The organism is Stutzerimonas sp. FeSN7, assembly GCF_030263795.1.
Lineage (GTDB): Bacteria > Pseudomonadota > Gammaproteobacteria > Pseudomonadales > Pseudomonadaceae > Stutzerimonas > Stutzerimonas stutzeri.
On the sequence record NZ_JARPMN010000001.1, the window covers coordinates 456,929 to 478,035 of the forward strand.

Consider the following 21,107-nt stretch of genomic DNA (forward strand, 5'->3'; position numbering starts at 1 on the left):
CGGCGCGGATCAGGTGTTCTTCAGCTTTCGCAGGTTGCCGATCACTGATTCCAGGGCGCGGTCGAACAGCAGGGTATCGTTGAGCAGGCGAATGGCGCCGCGCTGGAACTCGCTGGCCAGGCCCATGCGGGTCTTCTCCAGGACCTTCATGCCGGTGCGGTTGACGAAGATGTACTTGCCGGTGGGCTTGATCACCGCGGCCAACTTGCAGCGCAGCTTGTGCTCTTCATCCTCCTGGAATTCCACCCAGCTGCCGACTCGCAGATTGTCCACCTGGATCAGCGCTTCGTCGTTGTCCGGCAGGCTGATTTCCGGCTCGGGCTCGCGGCTCTCGCCGGGTGCCAGCAGCACGATCTCGTCCACCACCTCGACCATGGCCGGCGCAGCCTCGACCGCTGCGGCGGCGATCGACTCGCCTGACGCGTCAGCGGCCGGTCCGGATGCGCCTGGAGTGGCTTGCGGTTGCTGAATGCGCTGCAGGGTCTGTACATGCAGTGCTTCGAGCTGGGTGAAGAAGTCGCCGGTGGAGAAAGGGTCGAATGCGGCGCTGACCAGGCCCTCACGCAATGCCTTGAGCAGGCTCGGGACCAGCTCCAGCAGGCGCGCGCGGGATTCGTCGTCCTCGTGGGGAGTCACGCTCCACACAAGATCATCCATGGTGTCCAGGGCTGCCTGCCATTCCTCGGACTGGGTGCCGTGCTTCAGACAGGTAAGCAGCAAAACCTTGCTCCAGGCCTCCTGCAGCAGGCGCACCACCACTTCCGGCAGGGTCTTGCCCAGCAGGCGCTGGTTCAGCGCGTGCTCGACTTCCTGGCGAGCGATTTCAGCCTTGGCGCGACCCTCTTCGGCGTCACGGGTGCGCTGCTCGAGCAGTTCGCTGCGGCGTCGCTCGTCACCAATGAAGGCGAGGAAATCGGCCAGCAGCTCGGAGAAGATCGCCGGATCATCGACGAAGTCGTTGAGCAGGCGGGCCACAATCTGCTCGATTTTCTGATAGAGGCTGTCGCGTTGCGCCTCGTCCTGATCGCCCCAGCCCATCGCTGCCGACGCGATTTCGTTCAGCAGGCGGCGCGCAGGGTGACTGCCGCGGCTGAAGAAGGTCTTGTCGATTACCGCGACCTTGAGCAACGGGATCTGCAGGCGCCCGATCAGGGCCTTGAGAGAATCCGGCAGGGTACGGTCGTCTAGAATGAACTCGAACAGCATGGAGACGAGGTTGATGACGTCGTCATCGATCTCGCCAACCACCCGCGATTTTCCGGTCTTGGCACTTACCCGGCTCAGCAGGCTACCGAGCTGCTCTTGCAGATCGAAATCGTCGACCGTCTGTGGCGCGCGGGTCTGCATGTGCGACAGCAGGCGGAGCAGGTCTCCGCTGGAGATCGGAATGGCGTCGCTGGGCACGTTGCGGGCAGGCAGAACACTACTGCCGCGCAGGTCGGACAGCAGGTTGTGCAAGGCGCTGAAAGCGGCTTCCTGTAGCCCCTCGTCGACATGGACCGGCTGGCTATGCGTCGCTGGCGAGGTGTGGCTGGCAGCCGGACCGCCCGGGCGCTGCTGCCGGCGCGGCGGTGCAGACTGGAGTTCGGGCAGGATGCCGGCAGCCACCAGGGTCTGATTGGCTTCGGCATATAGCTGGTCGATATCGCCAAGAACATGCTTCTCGAACAGCTTGAAGATGATCAGCTTGACCTTGATCTGCACGCCCAGGCTGCTGCTGGCTTCGATGAAATAATCACAGAGCGCATGAGGGCCGAGGGGGTTGCTCTTGTCGTCGAGCTTCTTGCTGATCAGCGCGTTCATGCGCGTGGTCAGGTGGCCCAGCGGCTGGGCGGCACGACTCATGACCTTGGCGACCATGGTGTCGACGGCTACGGATTCTTCCAGCTCGTCGTTCTGCACCAGGGAAAGGCTGTCGAAGGAGACGGCATCCAGCGCGGGCGGCTTGCCGATTTCATACTGGTTGAGCTTGGCGAATGCTTCGAACAGCTGCTGCAGGAAGCCGCGTTCGATGTTGCGGCGCTTCATGCGCAGGTCGCGCATAGCCTCGAAAAAAGCGTTCTGTTCGGCGTTGCTGGTCGCGCGATCGGCGATCTCGAAGAGCGAGTCATCGGCGTTGTCGAACAGCGATTGCAGCGCCTGACGCAGTTGCTGGGCGGCCTTGTCGCGCACGCTGATGAGCGCCACCGGAAGGCGGCCTGCCGGTGAAGACGGCTTGTGCTCAGGGGCAACCTTGTTCAGGTGCACCACTTTCGCATCGGTTCGCATCGAGACTCTCCTGCGGTCGCCTGCTTTGCGGCGGTCACAACGCTTGAATTCGGCAGCGTCTTATATAGGTAACCAAGTCGGCAGGGCAAGGCGGAAGGTACCGGGCGAGCCCGCAATCTTGTGCGGGTTTCTTCTGTCGAACCGGATCCAGACGCAGCATAGCCGAGCGCTTTGATTTTACAACGACGCCTCGTCAGCAAGTATCGTCAGTTAGGTGGCGTCAATATTCTTGGAGGGGATTATAAGCATTGTGCTCCCCTGCCAAGGTCAGTTTTTCATTGGACATGACCTGGCTCACAGATGCTCGCAGGTTTTCCGCCAGGAGGTAAAAAAAGCCGGTCGAGCGATCCGTAGGCTGTCGGCAGCTTGACGCTGCCGCGGTCGGTGCGAGCCTTTATACTCCGCGCAAACTCGAGGAGCCCGACATGCCGAATCTCAGCCTTGCCGATCTATCCGCAGAAATTGATGCCAATGCACGCCGCGCCTTAGCCGAAGATGTCGGCAGCGGAGATATCACCGCGCAGCTGATCCCTGCCGAGCGGTTGGCACATGCCTCGGTCATCACGCGCGAGGCGGCGGTGATCAGTGGAACCGCATGGGTCGACGCGGTGTTCCGGCAGGTGGACTCTCGGGTCGCAGTCCACTGGCAGGTCGCCGACGGGGACCGGGTGGAGGCGGACAAAGTGCTGTTCCACCTGGAAGGGCCGGCTCGGGCGTTGCTGACCGGCGAGCGCAGCGCGCTGAATTTCCTGCAGATGCTGTCGGGGGTGGCCACTCGTTGCCGACACTACGCCGACATGGTCGAGGGCACGGGCGTGCGCCTGCTGGACACTCGCAAGACCATTCCAGGCCTGCGCCTGGCACAGAAGTACGCCGTGACCTGCGGGGGCTGCCATAACCACCGGATCGGCCTCTATGACGCTTTTCTGATCAAGGAGAACCACATCGCCGCCTGTGGCGGGATCGCCGAGGCGGTGGCGGCTGCGCATCGCATCGCGCCGGGCAAGCCGGTGGAAATCGAGGTGGAGAGCCTCGACGAGCTCGAGCAGGCGCTGGGGGCAGGGGCGGATATCGTCATGCTCGACGAATTGACGCTCGACGACATGCGCACGGCCGTGGCGATCACGGCGGGCCGGGCCAAGCTCGAAGCATCAGGTGGAATCAGCGACGACACGCTACGCAGCGTTGCGCAAACCGGCGTGGATTACATTTCGATCGGGGCGCTGACCAAGCATGTACAGGCGGTGGACCTGTCGATGCGCTTGCGTCAGTAGGAGAGGGGCGCCTGGCGCAGTGTCTGCGCCAGGCGATGGATCAGTGACGGCTCTTGAGGCCGAAGTTTTCGTGCAGGGTGCCGGGGGTATCGTCGCCTTTGGGAGCGTAGTCCTTGGGCGGTTCGGTGAAGGCCGGCGAGGAGAGCCGCTCGCGCGAGCCATGGTTTTCCTCGTGCAGGGCGGCCATCAGGCGCTGGCGGGTCTGCTCGTCGAGCGCCAGGCGGCTGGCACCATCGGACAGGTGTTCCTGGATGTCCTGGTAGTTCTGGGTGAGCTTGCGCAGCAGGCTGGCAGTGGTGTTGAAGTGGGTGACCACTTCGCTCTGATAGGTGTCGAAGCGCTCTTGCAGGTCGTCGACCTGACGCTGTGTGCGGTTGGGTGCGCTGCTGCGCGCCACCAGATAACCGATGGCGATGCCGGCGATCAGGCCGACGATCGGGAGCAACCAGGTCGCGAGGGTCTGTTCCACGAGTCCTTCCTCTATATAAACGGCTGTGCTTACGTTAACGTCTCGTACCTGCTCTGTATACCGCAACGCGAGGCGGCGGTTATCGGCAGCTAGTTAGCAAGACGAGTCGACTCGTCCCAAGGTCACGGAGTTCCTGTTTTGTTGAAACGCGAAGAGCCCCTCTCTATCGATGGCCCCTGCGGGGTACTGGAAGCGCTGTATTTCGATCAGCCGCAGGCCCGCGGCCTGGCGCTGATCTGCCATCCGAACCCGGTCAAGGGCGGCACCATGCTGAACAAGGTGGTCTCGACCCTGCAGCGCACCGCGCGGGATGCCGGCTACAGCACGCTGCGCTTCAATTACCGGGGTGTCGGCGGCAGTGCCGGCGCGCATGACATGGTCGAGGGTGAGGTGGATGACGCCGAGGCCGCGCTGCGCTGGCTGCGCCAGCAGAACCCCGAGCTGCCGCTGACGCTGCTGGGGTTCTCCTTCGGTGGGTTCGTTGCCGGCAATCTGGCCGGCCGATTGAACGCCGAGGGCGTGACGGTGCAGCGGTTGATGATGGTGGCTCCGGCGGTGTCGCGTCTTGCGGCGCTGTCGTTGGCTGAAGATTGTCAGCTGACGATCATCCAGCCGGAGCAGGACGAGGTGATCGATGCCGAGTCCGTGTATGCCTTTTCTGCGCAGCTGCAGCACCCCCACGAGCTGCTGAAAGTGGCAGAATGCGGCCACTTTTTTCACGGCAAGCTGGTGGAGCTGAAGGAACTGGTCGTCCCGCGGCTTTGATGCTGCGTGCCAATCCCCTCCGTCGCGCTGCAACGATTCGAGAATGACTGCATGACTACCCGCATCCTGACCGGTATCACCACTACCGGTACGCCGCATCTGGGCAACTACGCCGGAGCGATCCGCCCGGCCATCCTCGCCAGCCGCGACGCGGCCGCCGATTCGTTCTACTTCCTCGCGGACTACCATGCGCTGATCAAGTGCGACGATCCGCTACGCATCCAGCGCTCGCGTCTGGAAATCGCCGCGACCTGGCTGGCCTGCGGCCTTGATGCCGAGCGCGTGACCTTCTACCGCCAGTCGGATGTGCCTGAGATTCCCGAACTGACCTGGCTGCTGACCTGCGTCACCGCCAAGGGCCTGCTCAACCGCGCCCATGCCTACAAGGCGTCGGTGGACAAGAACGTGGAGAACGGCGAAGACCCGGATGCCGGAGTCACCATGGGCCTGTACAGCTATCCGGTGCTGATGGCGGCGGACATCCTGATGTTCAACGCGCACAAGGTGCCGGTGGGGCGCGACCAGATCCAGCATGTGGAAATGGCCCGTGACATTGCCCAGCGCTTCAATCATCTGTTCGGCAACGGCCGCGAGTTCTTCACCCTGCCCGAAGCGGTGATCGAGGAGAGCGTCGCCACGCTGCCCGGGCTCGATGGGCGCAAGATGTCCAAGAGTTACGACAACACCATCCCGCTGTTTGGCAGTGCCAAGGAGCTGAAGGCAGCGATCGCACGCATCGTCACCGACTCGCGCCTGCCGGGCGAACCGAAGGATCCGGACAACTCCCACCTGTTCACGCTTTACCAGGCCTTTGCCACCGCGCAGCAGCAGGCTGACTTCCGCCAGGAGCTGCTCGATGGCCTGGCCTGGGGCGATGCCAAGCAACGTCTGTTCGAGCTGCTCGACAACGAACTGGGCCAGGCGCGCGAGCTGTATCACCAGCTCATCGCCAAGCCGGCCGAGCTGGAAGACATTCTGCAGGCGGGAGCGGCCAAGGCACGCCGGATTGCCACACCATTCCTCGGCGAGTTGCGCGAGGCGGTGGGGCTGCGCAACTTCAGCAGCGAAGTGAAAAGCGCGGCGCCGACCAAGAAGAAGTCCAGCAAGACCGCTCGTTTTGCCAGCTTCCGCGAGGCCGATGGCGCCTTCCGTTTCCGCTTCTTCGCCGCCGACGGCGAGGAACTGCTGCTGTCCCGTCCGCTGAGCAATCCGAAGGCCATCGGCAGCCTGACCCAGCGCCTGATCGCCGGCGGCCCGGATGCCTTGGAACTTCGCGAGGACGAAGGTGATCAATTCACCCTGTGGCTGGACGACGAATGCATCGCCGACAGCCCGCACTACGAGAGCGCCGAAGCGCTCGACGCCGCCATGTTGCGGGTGCGCGAGGCGCTGGCCACGCTTGTCGAGTAACGCTGCTGGCAGGCCGGGCGCGGCCGATGGGTGCGCTCGGCGACGCGGTGATTTCCAAGTACGGGTGTCCCAGGAGGGCTGACGCTTGAACGACCTGAGTAAATTGCCAACCACCGAGGGCGCCGCTAAAGTGGCGGCCCCGTTTCACTACCCAGACTCCGCCATGACTCCTCTTGAGCGCTATCAGGCCGACCTGAAACGTCCTGACTTCTTCCACGATGCCGCCCAGGAAAACGCGGTGCGTCACCTGCAGCGTCTGTACGACGACCTGGTCGCCGACGATCGCAGCAAGAGCGGCCTGCTCGGCAAGCTGTTCGGCAAGAAGCAGCAGGGTCCGATCAAGGGCATCTACTTCTGGGGCGGCGTCGGCCGCGGCAAGACCTACCTGGTGGATACCTTCTTCGACGCGCTGCCCTTCGAGCAGAAGATGCGCACGCACTTCCACCGCTTCATGAAGCGCGTGCATGAGGAAATGAAAACCCTCAAGGGTGAGAAGAACCCGCTGACCATCATCGGCAAGCGTTTCGCCGACGAAGCCCGGGTCATCTGCTTCGACGAATTCTTCGTCTCCGACATCACCGATGCGATGATTCTCGCCACGCTGCTCGACGAGCTGTTCAAGAACGGCGTGAGCCTGGTGGCGACGTCCAACATCGTGCCGGACGGCCTGTACAAGGACGGTCTGCAGCGTGCGCGCTTCCTGCCGGCGATCGACCTGTTGAAGAAGCACACCGAGATCGTCAACGTCGACAGTGGCATCGACTATCGCCTGCGTGCGCTGGAGCAGGCCGAACTGTTCCACTTCCCCCTCGATGCCGAGGCCGAACAGAGCCTGGAGCGCAGCTTCAAGAGCCTGCTGCCGGAGAACTGCCGGGTCGTTAACAACGACGCACTGATGATCGAGAACCGTGAAATCCGCGCGGTGAAGACCGGCAACGACGTGGCCTGGTTCGAGTTCCGCGAGCTCTGCGACGGGCCGCGCAGCCAGAATGACTACATCGAGCTGGGCAAGATATTCGGTGCCATCCTGCTGGCCAACGTCGAGCAGATGAACGTCACCAAGGACGACATGGCGCGCCGTTTCATCAACCTGGTGGACGAGTTCTACGACCGCAACGTCAAGCTCATCATTTCCGCCGAAGTGGAACTGAAGGACCTCTACACCGGAGGTCGTCTGGAGTTCGAATTCCAGCGGACCCTGAGCCGGCTGCTGGAGATGCAGTCCCACGAGTACCTGGCGCGTCCGCACAAGCCCTGACCGTGAGCCGGTCGCGAAGACCTGTTCTTCGCGGCCGGGGTCGCCCGCACGATTACTGCGCTGATTTCGGAGCGGTCTCCCTGCCAGGCCGCGCGCTGCAATCGGCAGCCCGCTTCAGCACGCATGGCTTTTCCGTGTTTGCCCTAGGATGCCGGCCGATACTTCTGCCGATAGTGGTTCGGCGATAGCTCCGTGTGCTGGCGGAACAGGCGGGCAAAGAAGCTGGCATCGTCGTAGCCCACTTCGTAGCTGATCGTCTTGATGCTCTTGCCGGTAGTGGCGAGCAGGCTCTTGGCCGTCTCGATGCGCAGGCGTTGCAGATAGTGCAGCGGCTTGTCGCCGGTGGCGGCCTGAAAGCGCCGCATGAAGTTGCGGATGCTCATGCCGTGCTGGCGAGCGACGTCCTCGAAGCGGAATTTCTCTGCGTAGTTGGCCTCAAGCCATTCCTGGATCTGCAGGATGCGGGTATCCAGATGCAGCTTCTGCCCGCCGAAGCCCAGTCGGCCCGGGCTATAGCTGCGCTGCAGTTCGAACAGCACATCGCGCGCCATGCCTTGGGCGACATGGGCGCCGCAGAAGCGCTCGATCAGGTACATGTACAGGTCGCAGGCCGAGGTCGTGCCGCCGGCGCAGTAGAGGTTGTCGCTGTCGGTGAGGTGCTTGTCGGCGCTGAATTGGACCCCGGGAAAGCGCTCGGCGAACTCCCCGGCGAAGCGCCAGTGGGTGGTCGCCTCGCGGCCTTCCAGCAACCCGGCCTGGGCCATCCAGAAAGCTCCGGTGGCTTCGCCGCAGATGACGCTGCCGGCGGCATGGCGTTCGCGTAGCCAGGGGGCGACTTGCGGGTAGCGCGCGCAGAGCGCGTCGAAATCGCCCCAGAACGCCGGCAGGATCAGCATGTCGGCATTGTCCAGCGCGCCATCCACGGCAATGCTGGTTCCGCTGAAGGTGCTCACCGCACCGCCGTCCGGGCTGACCAGGCGGGTTTCGAATGCCGGTTTGAGGTCAAGGCCGAGCTGGCGGCCGTAGCGCAGGCTAGCCATATGGAAAAAGTCCTTGGCCTGCATGAGCGTCGAGGCGAAAACCCCTTCGGTGGCCAATATGCTGACGCGCTGGATCGAGGCGAGATGGGTCATACGATTCTAATTATTGTGGGATTTCAGGGTAAATCAGCCGTGCGGCGGCTGGAGCGTCCTATTTTTCCAGGGCAAAGTCCAGTACGAACTCAGCGCGTCGCGTTGAACGGCGTGGGCGGTGCGGCGTCGAATCGTTGATGCAGAGGAGCGAAACATGAGCCAGATCAGTCACTATCCCGCTGCCCCGTTCGGCGACTGGGATGGCAGTCCTGCCGCGGCACGAGCGATGCAGCTGACGCTGGCTGCGCAGGTGCGGCTGCAGGACGATTTCCCAGCGCTGCGCCTGATCGCCGGGGTGGATGTCGGCTTCGAGGACGGCGGCACCGTCACCCGGGCGGCAGCGGTGCTGCTGGATGCCGATACCCTGGAACTGGTGGGCAGCAGCCTGGCGCGAATCCCCACCAACATGCCGTACGTGCCCGGCCTGTTATCGTTTCGCGAGCTGCCGGCCGTGCTGCAGGCGCTGGCGGAACTGCCGGCAATTCCTGACCTGATATTCTCCGACGGCCACGGCATCGCCCACCCGCGGCGCCTGGGCATCGCTGCGCATCTGGGCGTGGTGACCGGCCTGCCCACCATTGGCGTGGCGAAGAAGCTACTCACCGGCGAGCATGACGAACTTGACCTGCAGCGCGGTGCCCGGGTGGCGCTGCGCGACAAGAAGACCGGCGAGGTGATCGGCTGTGTGCTGCGTAGCAAGGACAAGGTGCGGCCGTTGATCATCTCGCCGGGCAACCGGGTCAGCATCGCCACGGCGCTGGAGCTGGTCATGCGCTACGTGACCCGCTACCGCCTGCCGGAACCGACGCGCCTGGCCGACCGGCTCGCCTCGCGGCGCGAGGAGAAGGCAGCCAGTCGGCGGCTGGCCGCGCTCAGGTAAGAGCGGGACACATCAGGCCATACTGGCGCCGGACGCTGCGCTTGCAGCGGGTATCATGCAGGCGCTAGCCTGCTCGCCTGCCTTCAGCATGGGCCTTCCCACGATGCACCTGGATTCCGCCACCGGCTGGTGCCATGGCGTGCGCCACTGCCCCTCGCCGAACTTCAATCAGCGCCCGGCCGGCGAGATTTCCTTGCTGGTGATCCACAACATCAGCCTGCCGCCAGGCCAGTTCGGTACCGGCAGGGTTCAGCAGTTCTTTCAGAACTGCCTGCAGTGCGACGAGCATCCTTTCTTCGAAGAGATCGCCGGGCTGCAGGTCTCCGCACATTTTCTCATCGAGCGTGATGGCGCCATCACCCAGTTCGTCTCCTGTCTGGATCGGGCCTGGCATGCCGGTGTGTCCTGCTTCGACGGCCGCGAGGGCTGCAACGACTTTTCCATCGGTATCGAGCTGGAAGGCACCGACCACGAGCCGTTCAGCGAGGCGCAGTACCAGGCGCTGATCGAGCTTTGCCGGCTGCTGCAGTGTGCATATCCGGCGATCACGCCCGAGCGTGTATGCGGCCACAGCGACATCGCGCCGGGACGCAAGACCGATCCGGGGCCGGCCTTCGACTGGCTGCGCCTGCGGGCGGCCTCCATTACCTGCTGACGAAAGGAAGGGACGATGAGTTTTCTGGTGATCCTGCTCGTGCTGCTGGTGGACAAGTTCTCCGACTGGCGACCACGCCTGCAGCACGACGGCCCCTGGCTGACCAGGCTGCGTCAGGCCGAAGCCAATCCGCGCCTGCGGGATGCGCCCTGGCTGACGCTGCTGCTGTTGGTCGTGTTGCCGGTGGTGCTGCTCGGTTTGCTGCTAGAGGTCCTGGAGCCGCTGGCCTATGGCTGGCTGGCCCTGCCGGTGCACTTGCTGGTACTGCTCTACAGCCTCGGGCGCGGTCACGCCAAGGCCGAGCTCGGCGCCTTCCGTGATGCCTGGCGGCGCGGCGACGAAGAAGCCGCGGCACTGGCTGCCGAGCGCGATGCCGGCCTGCGCGAGAATGACCCGGCCAGCCTGATGCACGCGGTGCAGACGCGACTGTTGTGGAAGAGCTACGAAGGCTTCTTTGCCGTGATCTTCTGGTATCTGCTGCTCGGACCGATGGCGGCTCTGGCTTATCGGCTGCTGGCGTTGTGCGTCGAGCACGCCCAGCAAGACGGGCTGCGCGAACGCGCCGAGCAGTTGCGACATGCGTTCGACTGGCTGCCGGTGCGTCTGCTGCTGGGGAGCTTCGCCCTGGTCGGCAATTTCGTCGCGGTCAACCGCGCGCTGCTGCACGAGCTGCTGAGCTGGGACGTGTCGGCCCGGCGCCTGCTGGCCGACGCCGGGCCCCTTGCCGCCGACCTGCCCGCTGCGATCGACGGCGAAGCCGGCATCGCTCGCCTCGACGGCCTGGCGGCGTTGCTGGTACGCACCCGCGTGCTGTGGTACGCGGTGATCGCGGTGCTGACGCTGCTGGCCTAGTTTGCGTAAACCTGGCCCGCACAGCGGGCACAGGCCCCTCGCTTGGCGTTGACTGACGCATTTCTGAATACGCCGCCATACGGCCGCTGTATGGCGCAAACCGGCTCGCAACGCTGCAGAGCTCAGGCTAGACGCTTCGCAGCTCGGGCGACCGCTGGTCGTTGGCGAGCCATCAGTTAGCCATTACCTTAAGTTACAAATTCCGCTACCGATATCCCGTATAACCCGGGCAGATGCCACTCTCTGACGAGCCCTGCTGCGCGCTGCAATTGCGTGCAAGCCCATACCAATAAGATTTGGGAGACGTCGTGTGAATAGCCTGTTGTATCCCGCGATCGCGTTCATGAACCGCCTGAGCTTCGGCATGAAGTTCAGTCTGGTCAGCGTCCTGTTCTTCGTTCCCATGCTGCTGAGCAATTACTACCTGGTGCGCGAGTCGTACCGGGCCTTCGTCGGCACGCGAACGGAGCTGCAGAGTCTGGAACTGCTCGGTTCGACCCTGCAGGTACGGCGCAGCATGGAGGACTGGAAGGACCTGGTGCGCATCGAGTCGATCATCGGCCAGACCGGCAACGTCGAGGCTCTGGGCACCCGCCTGAGCCGTATCGAGGCCGAGCTGTCGGCGCAATTGCAGGCCCTCGCCCCGGTCAGCGATGCGCCCGAGCAGGTGGCGGAATTCAATGCCCGGCGCGACGAGCTGGTGGCCGGCCTGCGGGCGGCTCAGGCCGAGCAGTCGCTGCAGTCCAAGGCGGCGATGGCCGAGACGCTGCTGGGTCAGTCGCAGGTGATGATCAAACTCGTGGCCGGGCAATCCGGGCTCAGCCAAGACCTCGAGCGCGAGGTTCGGCTGCTGGCCGAACTGCTGACGTCCGTCACGCCGGCCATCAGCGCCTCGCTCGGCCAGGGACGCGCGGTAGGCTCCTACACCTTTGGCCAGGGGTACCTGAACTCTGATGCCAGCAACACGCTGGACAACCTCGTGCTGGAGCTGGAGAAGCTGCAGGTGCAGTACGCCGCGCAGTTGCAGGACGCGCTGGCGGCCAGCGAGGCCGCGCGGCGGCGTCTGGATGCGCTGGCGAGCGCCAGCCGCGAGTCGCTGCAGGTGAGCAGCGACATCCTGCAGGACGAGGTGATCATGGCCGATGCGCTGGATCGTCCCTGGGAACAGTTCTACGAGCGCATCAGCGCGCAGATGGCCAAGACCTACGAGCTGAACGATGGCGTCCTCGACTTTCTTGCCGTGGAACTCGGCGAGCGGCTGGAGCAGAAGCGCCTGCTGATGACCCTGCTGCTTTCCGCGCTGGCCGTGGTGCTCTGCCTGGTGGCCTATCTCTATGCGGGGTTCTACGCCTCGACGCGGGCATCGCTGCGTAGCCTGGGGGAAATCATGGGCAAGGTTGCCGATGGCGATCTGACCGTGCGTTTCCAGGTCCGCAGCCGCGACGAGCTGGGCGAGCTGGGCCAGGTGTTCAACACCACCGTGGCGCAGGTTCGCGAACTGATCGAGCGGGTCGGCCAGACCGTCGCCGAGGTGGAGCGCCAGGCCGGACGGGTGGAGAGCGTTTCCGGCGAAAGCAACCAGACGGTGTCCGAGCAACGCGGCCAGATCGAGCAGGTGGCCACTGCCATGAACGAGATGTCGGCCACCGCCCAGGCGGTCGCCACCAGCGCCGAAGCCGCGGTGGGCAGCGCTCAGAGCGTCAACGAAGAAACCGTCAACGGCCGTGCCCTGGTGGTCGCGCAGGTGGGCGGGATTCAGCGCCTGGCCAGCGAGATCGAGCAGTCGGTCACCGTGATCAACCAGCTCGCCGGTGACAGCCAGGCGATCAGCCAGGTGCTGGACGTGATCAAGACCATCGCCGAACAGACCAACCTGCTGGCCCTCAACGCGGCCATCGAGGCGGCCCGCGCCGGCGAGCAGGGACGCGGTTTCGCGGTCGTGGCCGACGAGGTGCGCGGACTGGCACAGCGCACGCAGAAATCCACGGCGGAAATCGAGCAGATGATCGCGCGCCTGCAGAACGGCGTCGGCGCGGCGGTCAAGACCATGCATGCCAGCCATGCGCTGGCCGAAGACACCGTCGGCCAGTCGGCGCAGGTGGAGCAGGCGCTGGAGCACATCCTCGATGCGGTCGGCCTGATCGTCGATCAGAACCAGCAGATCGCCGCAGCCGCGGAGCAGCAGACGGCGGTGGCTCACGATATCGATCGCAACATCGTCGCCATCAACGAGGCCGGCCAGCGCACCGCCGAGGGCGCCGGCCACACCGAGCAGGCGAGTCGGGAGCTGACCCAGCTGGTCGGGCACCTGCAGCAGCTGATCGCCGCCTTCCGCGTCTGACGGGGCGGCTCAGCGCCAGCCGAACAGTTCGCAGCTGTTGCGATAGCTGGCCGCCGCCAGCGCGTGCGCGTCGATGCCCTTGAGGTCGGCCAGGCGTCGGCAGATTTCCGGCAGCAGCTCGGGGCTGTTGCGTTCGCCGGCATGGCCGGCGGGTGGAATGTCCGGCGCGTCGGTTTCCAGCACGATGGCCTCCAACGGCAATTGCCGCAGTACTCGATGCATCCGCTGCGCCTGGGGCCAGGTGCCGGCGCCGCCGAGACCGAGCCTGAATCCGAGGCGCAGATACTCGCGCGCTTCCTCCCAGCTGCCGCTGAAGGCGTGGATGACGCCGCTACGCTCGAGCTTGTAACGCTTGAGCGTGGCGATCATCGGCGCATGGGCGCGGCGCACGTGCAGCAGCACCGGCAGGGAGAAATCGGCCGCCAGCGCCAGCTGCGCCTCGAGCAACCGTTGCTGGCGCTCGATGTCCGGGTTGTCGATGTAGTAATCCAGGCCGATCTCGCCGACGGCGCAGAGCTTAGGCTCGCCGCGCAGACGCTCCAGCCAGTCGCGCAGCTGCTGCACGTGGGCGTCCTGGTGCTCCTCGAGAAACACCGGATGCAGGCCCAGCGCCGCATGCACCGAAGGTTCGTCACAGGCCAGCTGCCAGACCCGCTGCCAGTTGGCGGCATGCACCCCGAGCACCACGATGCGTTCGACACCGGCGTTCCGGGCGCGGGCGATTACCTGCGCCCGGTCATCGTCGAACATCTCGAAGTCGAGGTGGGTATGAGTGTCGATCAGCTGCACGAGGGCTCCATGCGGTCTGCGAGGGCGGGTGGGCAATGCTACCGGGACTTCAGCGGCTTTCCTCTTCGATCTGGATATCGCTCACGCCCAGTTCGCTCAAGCGGCTGGCTTCGCTGGGGTGCACCGGGTTCACCCAGGGTGCGTCGACCGCGGCACGCGGCTCGCGGACATGATGCAGCAGGATCTCCAGCTCGGCCTGTTCGAGACCGGGCATCTCGAACGAGCTGATCAGCAGCGAAGCGGGCTCGCCATTGATGCGGTAGTGGATGCGGTAACGCTTCAGTTCGGTCATGACGGCTTCCTGCGGTGGGCGGCACTGCAATATCCGACCGCTGAAACTCGCTCAGGCTCCCGGCTCGCCTTGCCCTTCCCGATCGAGCAGCCTGGCCTTGCGCGCCAGGCCCCAGCGGTAGCCGGTCAGCGCGTTCTGGCTGCCGACCACGCGGTGGCAGGGTACCAGCAGGCCGATCGGGTTGCTGGCGCAGGCACGCGCCACCGCCCGCGCGTGGCTGCCGAGGGTTGCCGCCAGCTCGCTGTAGCGGCGTGTCTCGCCGGCGGGAATCTGCTGCAGCGCCTGCCAGACGCGCTGCTGAAAGGCTGTGCCGCGCAGGTCGAGCGGCAGCTGGGTGGCGCGCTGCGGTTCTTCCAGCTGGCTGACGATCGCCTGCAGCCAGTCGCCCAGCCCGGCCTGATCGCGGTGCAGGTCGGCGGCGGCGAAGCGCGAGCGCAGCTCCTGTTCCAGCGCGGCTTCGTCATCGCCGAACAGCAGGGCACAGATGCCCTTGTCGCTGGCGGCAAGCAGCAGCAGGCCGAGCGGGCAGGGCGCCAGGGCATAGCGCAGGGTTTCGCCGGCGCCCTTGCGACGCCGTTGCGCCGGGGTCAGCGCCCGTGCCTCGGCATAGGGCGCACGGGTGCCGGAGTAACCGACGGCAAGGGCGGCATCCAGTACCGAACCGGCCTCGGGCAGTTGGGCATCGAGGCGTTCACGCCGGCGCGCGGCCGCCCAGGCATGGGGCGTCAGACCGGTGCGCGCCTTGAAGGCGCGGGCCAGATGCGTCGGCGACAGGCCGATCCGTGCAGCCAGCTGTGGCAGTGTCATGGGCGCGGTGGCTTCGTCGAGCAGGCGACAGGCGGCGACGACCAGCGCGTCCAATTGCTCGCTCGGGCTTGGCCCCATCGGTGAGCAGCGTCGGCAGGGACGAAAGCCGGCGGCGCAGGCCGCTTCGCCATCGCCAAAAAAGGCCACCCGCTCGCGGGCGGGTCGGCGGGCCGGGCAGCTGGGCCGGCAGAAGATGCCGGTCGAGCGCACGGCGAAGACGAAACGCCCATCGAAGGCGGCATCGCGCTCGCACAGCGCCTGCCAGCAACGGTCTTCATCGAGCATGACGGTGCTCCAGGGAATGATGGCTCGATTGTCGGCGCTGAACGTGCTGTGCGCCAATCCAAAGCGCGCTTTCAAACTCGATGGCAGGCATGGAAGCCGGTTTGTGATTGCCGTAACCTGCAACACCGCCCCTGACCGAAGGACCTGCAAGCCGCTGATGAAAACGCCTAAACGACTCGAACCGCTGATCGAGGATGGCCTGATCGACGAGGTGCTGCGGCCGCTGATGAGCGGCAAGGAAGCAGCGGTGTATGTGGTGCGCTGCGGCGATGAGCTGCGTTGCGCCAAGGTCTACAAGGAAGCCAACAAGCGCAGTTTCCGCCAGGCCGTGAAATACCAGGAGGGGCGCAAGGTGCGCAGCAGTCGCGACGCGCGCGCCATGGCCAAGGGCTCCAAGCACGGGCGCAAGGAGAAGGAAGAGAACTGGCAGAACGCCGAGGTGGCGGCCCTGTTCCGCCTGGCTGACGCCGGCGTGCGGGTGCCCAAGCCCTACGACTTTCTCGACGGCGTGCTGCTGATGGAAATGATCGCCGGCGAGGATGGCGATGCCGCGCCGCGCCTCAATGATGTCGACCTGCATCCGGACGATGCCCGCGAATTCCACGCCTTCATGATCCATGAAGTGGTGAAGATGCTCTGCGCCGGGCTGGTGCACGGCGACCTGTCGGAGTTCAACGTGCTGCTCGACGAGCACGGCCCGGTCATCATCGACCTGCCGCAGGCCGTGGACGCGGCGGGCAACAACCATGCATTCGAGATGCTTGAGCGGGATGTCGGCAACATGTCGGCCTATTTCGGCCGCTTCGCCCCGGAGCTCAGGTTCACCCGCTATGCCAAGGAGATGTGGGCGCTCTATCAGCAGGGCAAGCTGACCCCTGAGACCGAGCTGACCGGCGAGTTCGCCGAGCCGGAGGATGCGGCGGATATCGATGCGGTGATGCGGGAGATCAAGGCAACGCTGGCCGAACAGGCACGGCGGGAGGCCATGCGGGGCGCAGAAGACGGCGAGCCGGACGAGGCGCCCGAGCCGCCCTGGATGAAGGGGTGATGGTTTTGGCTACTCGGCCCGCCCGCTGCCGAGTAGCCCATGCGCCAGCCGGCTTGCATTGTCACCAACCGACCCCTCAGGGCGCTGACTGATCCTTAGAGACCGCCGCACCATCCGCGGCGTTCCAGCCACCACCCAGTGCCACGTACAACGCCACCTGCGCGGTCGCCAGTGCGGTGCGGCCTTCCAGTGCCCGCTGGCGCGCCTGCAGTGCGCTGCGCTGAGCGTCCAGCACCTCGCTCAGGTTCGCCTCGCCCAGCTCGTAGCTGCGCTGCGCCAGCCGGTGCGCGCGCTCGCGGTGCTCGCGGGTGCGGCTGAGGGCGGCGTGCCGACGCTGTTGTCCGGCAATGCGCGTCAGGCCGCGTTCGACCTCCTCCAGCGCGCGGGCCAAGGCCTGCTCGAAGGCGATGTAGGCGCCCTCACCTTCGGCATCGGCCAGTTCGATGGCAGCGCCACGGTTTGCATAGTCCAGCGGCAGACCGAAGGTGGCGCCGACCCGGGCGAAGTTCGAAGCGCTGGAAATGGTGTCGCCCAACGCGAAGCCGGAGCGCCCCACGGCAGCCTGTACCGCCAGTTTCGGGAACAGGTCGCGGCGGGCGGCCAGTGCCTGCAGTTCGGCCGCATCCAGCCGCGCCGCTTCGGCGATCAGGTCCGGGCGGCGGCGCAGCAGGTCGATGGGCTGACCGGCGGCGATGCGCGATTCGGCCAACGGCACCGCCGTACTGGCGGCGAGCCGGGCGGCGCTACTGCCTGGCGGCTCGGCGAGCAGGGTATCCAGCGCCAGCTGCGCTTCGGCCAGGTGGATGTCCAGCTCGTCCAGATCGGCCTCCAGCGATGCGCGTTCGGCGGAGGTGGCCTCGACGTCCAGCCGGGTCACCTCGCCGGCGTGAAACAGCAGCCCGGCGATGCGCTCCAGTTCGCGGGCCACCTCGATGCCTTCCACCAGCAGGGCGCGCTGTCCCTGCAGCGCGCGCAGTTGCAGATAGCCCTGCGCGGTGTTGGCGGCCACGGCCAGGCGCGCGGCCACCGTCTGCGCCTCGGCCGAGCGCAGTTGCTGGGCGGCGCTGTCGCGCCGGGCGCGGGTGGCGCCGAACAGGTCCAGTTCCCAGGTCGCCTGCAGCGCCAGTTCCCAGCTGTCGAAGGCGATCGGGTCGTCATCCGGGATGAACTCGGCCAGCGGGCTACCGGGTTCGGCGTCCTGGTCGTTCTCGATCCACTGGCGGCTGGCCGAGCCCGGCAGGTCGAAGCTCGGCAGCAGGCCGGCGCGCGACTGGCGCAGCTGCGCGCGGGCGCTGTCGACCCGCGCCATGGCCAGGCGTACATCGTGGTTCTGCTGCATGGCGCGATGGACCAGCGCGGTGAGCTGCGGGTCGTCGAACTGACGCCACCAGCTGGCCAGCGACTCGGCATCGGGCGGGTGGGCGCCGGCGGCGCTGAACCAGGTATCCGGCAGTTGTGGCGCCGGATGCTGTGGTGCGCTGGAGCAGGCGCTCAGGGCCAGAGCGAGCAGCAGCGGAGCGGCCAGGGCCTTGGCAGTCATGCGGTTTCCTCCGGGCGCACTTTCATCAGCAGCAGGTACAGGCAGGGCACGGCCAGCAGCGTCAGCAGCGTGGCGAAGCCCAGGCCGCCCATGATGGTCACCGCCATGTTGGCGAAGAACGGGTCGAACAGCAGCGGCACCATGCCCAGCACCGTGGTGCCGGCGGCCATCGTCACCGGGCGCAGACGCGAGGCCGAGGCCTCGATGATGGCGGTCAGGCGCGGCACCTCGGCGGCGATCTGCCGGTCGATTTCATCCACCAGCACCACGGCGTTCTTGATCAGCATGCCGGTCAGGCTGAGCAGGCCGAGCAGCGCCATGAAGCCGAAGGCCTGGCCGGTGAGCAGCAGGCCGAAACTCACGCCGCAGATGGCCATGGGCACCACCGCCCAGATCATCAGCGGCTGGCGCACCCTGGCGAACAGCAGTACGGTGACCAGCACCATCGCCAGGTAGGGCACCGCCAGCGTGCTGGCCAGCGCCTGCTGGGCATCGGAGGACTGTTCGTAGTCGCCGCCCCACTTCAGGCTGTAGTTCACCGGCAGCTCGATGCCCTCGATCAGCGGACGGATGCGCTCATGCGCCTCGTTGGTGTTCTCGCCGTCGCGCGGTTCGGCGCGGATGGAGATGGTGCGCTCGCGGTCGTAGCGCACGATGATGCCGTCCTCGCTGCTCGGTTCGATGCGGTCGGCGACCTGCGCCAGCGGCACGTAACCGTTGCCGGCCGGGCTCCAGATCAGCCGTTGCAGCAGGTTGTCGGCGTCGATGCGGTCATCCGGCGCGGCGCGCAGCAGCACCGGGATCAGCTCGTCGCGCTCGCGCAACAGGCTGACGCGCTGGCCCTCGCTGCCGGCAGCCAGTGCGCGCGCCACCGCCTGGCGGGTCAGCCCGGCATCGGCGAGGCGATCCAGCGCCAGCTGCGGGCGCAGCACCAGCACCGGCTGACGCCAGTCGTCGCGCACGTTGAGCACCTGGCCCTGCTCCTGCAGGCGCTTGCGCCCCTCGGCGGATATCTCGCGCAGCACCTGGATGTCCGGGCCGCTGATGCGCGCCTCCAGCTTGGCCTCGGCATTGGGGCCGAACATGAACTGGGCAGCGCTGACGTCCGCCGATGGATAGCGCTGCGGCAGCTCCTGGTTGATCTGCCGGACCAGGCCGTCGATCCGCTCGGCATCCTCGGTGCGCACGAGAAAGTGCATCAGCGAGGCATTCGGCTGCTCCGGCATGTAGGTGAGCATGAAGCGCGAGGCCCCGGCGCCGATGAAGCTCGACAGATCGCTCACGCCGTCCTGCTCGGCCAGGTACTGCTCGACCTCGCTGGCGGCGCGCGCGGTATCGCGGATATGCGTGCCCTGCGGCAGGAACAGGTTGACGTAGAACAACGGCGTGCTCGACGGCGGGAAGAAGCTCTGCGGCAGACGGGTGAAGATCACCGCGCTGATCACCGTCAGCACCAGCAGCGCGCCGATGGTCAGCTTCGGCCGGCGCAGCACGCCTGTAGCCAGCCGGCGATAGCGCGCGTACCAGGGGCCGTCGTATGCGGCATCGGCATCCTCGTCGGCGCCGGCGTTGCGCAGCAGGTAATGGCCGAACAGCGGTACCAGCAGCAGGGCCAGCAACCAGCTGAGCAGCAGCGACACGGCGATGACGAAGAACAGCGAGAAGAGGAATTCGCCGGTGGTGTCCTGGGACAGGCCGATGCCGGCAAAGGCCAGGATGCCGATGATGGTCGCCCCCAGCAGCGGCCACTGCGTCTGTTGCAGCGTCTGCTGCGACGCCTCGAGGATGCTCTTGCCCTGGCGCTGACGCACCAGCATGCCGTCGCAGACCACCACCGCGTTGTCCACCAGCATGCCCATGGCGATGATCAGCGCGCCGAGGGAAATCCGCTCCAGCTCGATGCCGGCCAGCCACATCACCAGCAGCGTGCCGAGCACGGTGAGAAACAGCACCGCGCCGATGATCACCCCGGCGCGCAGGCCCATGGCGATGCACAGCACGCCGACCACGATGGCCACCGAGAGAAACACGTTGAGGGCGAAGCTGTTCACCGACTCGTCGACGATGCGGTGCTGCTCGTACAGCGCGTGCAGCTCGGCGCCCAGCGGCATGCGGTGCTCGTTGGCCTGCAGCACTGCCTCGACGCTGTGCCCGACCTCGACGATGTTCGCTCCGGACACCCCGCTGATACCCAGCGTCAGCGCCGGCTGGCCGTTGTGGCGGATGATCTGCTGCGGCCGCTCGGCATAGTCGCGCGAAAGCTTGGCGATGGCGCCCAGCTCGACCCGTTGCGGACCCTGGCCGACCGACAGTGCGCGCAGCTCCTCCAGGGAGTCGAACGCCCCGCTGGGGCGCAGGCGCACGAAGAAGTCGCCGGCATTGACGCCGCCGGCCTCCACCGCGGCGTCGGTATCGCCCAGCGCTGCAGCGATCTCGTCCGGGGCGATGTTCATTGCCGCCAGCTGCGCCTGATCGACCTCCACCAGGATGCGCTCTTCCTGCACGCCGGCGATCTCGACCTTGCCGACGCCGTCGGCGGCCACCAGCGCGCGGCGCAGATCCTTGGCCGTCTCGTGCAGCTCCTTGAGCGTCAGGCCGTCGCCGGTCAGCGCGTAGAAGATGCCGTAGACGTCGCCGAAATCATCGTTGACCTGCGGCGGTTCGATCCCCGGCGGCAGGTCGCCCTGGGCATCGTTGATCTTGTTGCGCAGCTCGTCCCAGATCTGCGGCAGCGCATCGCCGTCGTAGCGGTCCTGTATCTCCACGCGAATCTCGGCGATGCCCGGCATCGAGCGCGAGCGGATCTCCTTGATCTGCGACATCTGCTGGATCGCGCTCTCCAGCGGTTCGGTCACCTGTTGCTCGACCTCCAGCGCTGTGGCGCCGGGGTACTGCACGTTGACGATGGCCTGCTTGATGGTGAATTCCGGGTCTTCCAGGCGGCCGATCTCGAAGAAGGCGAGGGTGCCGCCGAGCAGGCAGATCAGTACCAGAATCCAGATGTTGACCGGCCGGGTGATGGCGTAGCGGGCGAAATCCAT

At 65.9% G+C, this 21,107-nt stretch carries 17 protein-coding genes; 9 read left to right on the forward strand and 8 right to left on the reverse strand.

Features of this window, described 5'->3' with window-relative positions; all coding sequences use genetic code 11:
- Window positions 1–9: 9 nt before the first annotated feature.
- The gene (locus tag P5703_RS02035; protein ID WP_017244510.1) at window positions 10–2,268 is read right to left on the reverse strand and encodes a DUF1631 domain-containing protein; all 2,259 of its coding nucleotides are present in this window, start codon (window positions 2,266–2,268) and stop codon (window positions 10–12) included.
- A gap of 425 nt (window positions 2,269–2,693) precedes the next feature.
- Here P5703_RS02035 and nadC point away from each other — a divergent pair, with 425 nt between their 5' ends.
- Window positions 2,694–3,542 (forward strand): carboxylating nicotinate-nucleotide diphosphorylase, encoded by an 849-nt coding sequence (gene nadC, locus P5703_RS02040; protein ID WP_014597750.1) that lies wholly within the window; start codon window positions 2,694–2,696, stop codon window positions 3,540–3,542.
- Window positions 3,543–3,582: 40 nt separating this feature from the next.
- On the opposite strand, the gene P5703_RS02045 is transcribed toward nadC, so the two are convergent.
- Window positions 3,583–4,011 (reverse strand): Z-ring associated ZapG family protein, encoded by a 429-nt coding sequence (locus P5703_RS02045; protein ID WP_013984067.1) that lies wholly within the window; start codon window positions 4,009–4,011, stop codon window positions 3,583–3,585.
- 138 nt (window positions 4,012–4,149) lie between these two features.
- On the opposite strand from P5703_RS02045, the gene P5703_RS02050 reads away from it, so the two are divergent.
- The 3 genes from P5703_RS02050 (at window position 4,150) to zapE (ending at window position 7,444) form a co-directional block, all read left to right on the forward strand.
- Window positions 4,150–4,776, forward strand: a complete 627-nt coding sequence (locus P5703_RS02050) for an alpha/beta hydrolase (protein ID WP_020305933.1) — start codon at window positions 4,150–4,152, stop codon at window positions 4,774–4,776.
- Window positions 4,777–4,827: 51 nt separating this feature from the next.
- A complete protein-coding gene (locus P5703_RS02055) occupies window positions 4,828–6,186 on the forward strand; it encodes a tryptophan--tRNA ligase (protein ID WP_013984065.1) in 1,359 nt (452 codons plus the stop codon).
- Window positions 6,187–6,349: 163 nt separating this feature from the next.
- On the forward strand, window positions 6,350–7,444 hold the full coding sequence (zapE, locus tag P5703_RS02060; RefSeq protein ID WP_019405341.1) for a cell division protein ZapE: 1,095 nt from the start codon (window positions 6,350–6,352) through the stop codon (window positions 7,442–7,444).
- A 143-nt stretch (window positions 7,445–7,587) separates the two neighbouring features.
- Here zapE and P5703_RS02065 read toward each other — a convergent pair whose 3' ends face one another.
- Window positions 7,588–8,577, reverse strand: a complete 990-nt coding sequence (locus P5703_RS02065; protein ID WP_017244506.1) for a GlxA family transcriptional regulator — start codon at window positions 8,575–8,577, stop codon at window positions 7,588–7,590.
- A 154-nt stretch (window positions 8,578–8,731) separates the two neighbouring features.
- On the opposite strand from P5703_RS02065, the gene nfi reads away from it, so the two are divergent.
- The 4 genes from nfi (at window position 8,732) to P5703_RS02085 (ending at window position 13,305) form a co-directional block, all read left to right on the forward strand.
- Window positions 8,732–9,457, forward strand: a complete 726-nt coding sequence (gene nfi, locus P5703_RS02070) for a deoxyribonuclease V (RefSeq protein WP_279641546.1) — start codon at window positions 8,732–8,734, stop codon at window positions 9,455–9,457.
- A gap of 103 nt (window positions 9,458–9,560) precedes the next feature.
- A complete protein-coding gene (gene ampD / locus P5703_RS02075; protein WP_011914648.1) occupies window positions 9,561–10,112 on the forward strand; it encodes a 1,6-anhydro-N-acetylmuramyl-L-alanine amidase AmpD in 552 nt (183 codons plus the stop codon).
- Between the two features lie 15 nt (window positions 10,113–10,127).
- Window positions 10,128–10,964, forward strand: a complete 837-nt coding sequence (ampE, locus tag P5703_RS02080; protein ID WP_011914647.1) for a regulatory signaling modulator protein AmpE — start codon at window positions 10,128–10,130, stop codon at window positions 10,962–10,964.
- A 310-nt stretch (window positions 10,965–11,274) separates the two neighbouring features.
- Entirely contained in the window at window positions 11,275–13,305 is a 2,031-nt protein-coding gene (locus P5703_RS02085) for a methyl-accepting chemotaxis protein (RefSeq protein ID WP_014597746.1), read from the forward strand.
- A 9-nt stretch (window positions 13,306–13,314) separates the two neighbouring features.
- Here the strand turns inward: P5703_RS02085 and P5703_RS02090 are convergent, their stop codons facing one another.
- Genes P5703_RS02090 through ada form a run of 3 tightly spaced genes read right to left on the reverse strand, consistent with a single transcriptional unit; the run spans window position 13,315 to window position 15,478 of the window.
- A complete protein-coding gene (locus P5703_RS02090; RefSeq protein WP_013984059.1) occupies window positions 13,315–14,094 on the reverse strand; it encodes a TatD family hydrolase in 780 nt (259 codons plus the stop codon).
- A 49-nt stretch (window positions 14,095–14,143) separates the two neighbouring features.
- A complete protein-coding gene (locus tag P5703_RS02095) occupies window positions 14,144–14,386 on the reverse strand; it encodes a hypothetical protein (protein WP_279641547.1) in 243 nt (80 codons plus the stop codon).
- Window positions 14,387–14,437: 51 nt separating this feature from the next.
- The gene (ada, locus tag P5703_RS02100; RefSeq protein ID WP_285585419.1) at window positions 14,438–15,478 is read right to left on the reverse strand and encodes a bifunctional DNA-binding transcriptional regulator/O6-methylguanine-DNA methyltransferase Ada; all 1,041 of its coding nucleotides are present in this window, start codon (window positions 15,476–15,478) and stop codon (window positions 14,438–14,440) included.
- A gap of 157 nt (window positions 15,479–15,635) precedes the next feature.
- Between ada and P5703_RS02105 the strand changes: the two genes are divergently transcribed.
- Window positions 15,636–16,526, forward strand: a complete 891-nt coding sequence (locus P5703_RS02105) for a PA4780 family RIO1-like protein kinase (RefSeq protein ID WP_017244499.1) — start codon at window positions 15,636–15,638, stop codon at window positions 16,524–16,526.
- 76 nt (window positions 16,527–16,602) lie between these two features.
- Here the strand turns inward: P5703_RS02105 and P5703_RS02110 are convergent, their stop codons facing one another.
- Window positions 16,603–18,066: an efflux transporter outer membrane subunit gene (locus tag P5703_RS02110; protein ID WP_279641549.1), complete on the reverse strand. Its 1,464-nt coding sequence runs from the start codon at window positions 18,064–18,066 to the stop codon at window positions 16,603–16,605.
- Complete coding sequence (locus P5703_RS02115) at window positions 18,063–21,107, reverse strand: efflux RND transporter permease subunit (RefSeq protein ID WP_279641550.1); 3,045 nt, start codon at window positions 21,105–21,107, stop codon at window positions 18,063–18,065. The genes P5703_RS02110 and P5703_RS02115 overlap by 4 nt, the downstream gene beginning before the upstream one ends.

Excerpts from the sequence above, each read along its gene's own strand:
- nadC (WP_014597750.1), top strand. The coding sequence starts at position 2,694 with ATGCCGAATCTCAGCCTTGCCGATCTATCCGCAGAAATTGATGCCAAT.
- ampD (WP_011914648.1), top strand. The coding sequence starts at position 9,561 with ATGCACCTGGATTCCGCCACCGGCTGGTGCCATGGCGTGCGCCACTGC.
- P5703_RS02065 (WP_017244506.1), bottom strand. The coding sequence starts at position 8,577 with ATGACCCATCTCGCCTCGATCCAGCGCGTCAGCATATTGGCCACCGAA.
- nfi (WP_279641546.1), top strand. The coding sequence starts at position 8,732 with ATGAGCCAGATCAGTCACTATCCCGCTGCCCCGTTCGGCGACTGGGAT.
- P5703_RS02115 (WP_279641550.1), bottom strand. The coding sequence starts at position 21,107 with ATGGATTTCGCCCGCTACGCCATCACCCGGCCGGTCAACATCTGGATT.
- P5703_RS02035 (WP_017244510.1), bottom strand. The coding sequence starts at position 2,268 with ATGCGAACCGATGCGAAAGTGGTGCACCTGAACAAGGTTGCCCCTGAG.
- P5703_RS02055 (WP_013984065.1), top strand. The coding sequence starts at position 4,828 with ATGACTACCCGCATCCTGACCGGTATCACCACTACCGGTACGCCGCAT.
- P5703_RS02105 (WP_017244499.1), top strand. The coding sequence starts at position 15,636 with ATGAAAACGCCTAAACGACTCGAACCGCTGATCGAGGATGGCCTGATC.
- P5703_RS02095 (WP_279641547.1), bottom strand. The coding sequence starts at position 14,386 with ATGACCGAACTGAAGCGTTACCGCATCCACTACCGCATCAATGGCGAG.
- P5703_RS02110 (WP_279641549.1), bottom strand. The coding sequence starts at position 18,066 with ATGACTGCCAAGGCCCTGGCCGCTCCGCTGCTGCTCGCTCTGGCCCTG.
- ada (WP_285585419.1), bottom strand. The coding sequence starts at position 15,478 with ATGCTCGATGAAGACCGTTGCTGGCAGGCGCTGTGCGAGCGCGATGCC.
- ampE (WP_011914647.1), top strand. The coding sequence starts at position 10,128 with ATGAGTTTTCTGGTGATCCTGCTCGTGCTGCTGGTGGACAAGTTCTCC.
- zapE (WP_019405341.1), top strand. The coding sequence starts at position 6,350 with ATGACTCCTCTTGAGCGCTATCAGGCCGACCTGAAACGTCCTGACTTC.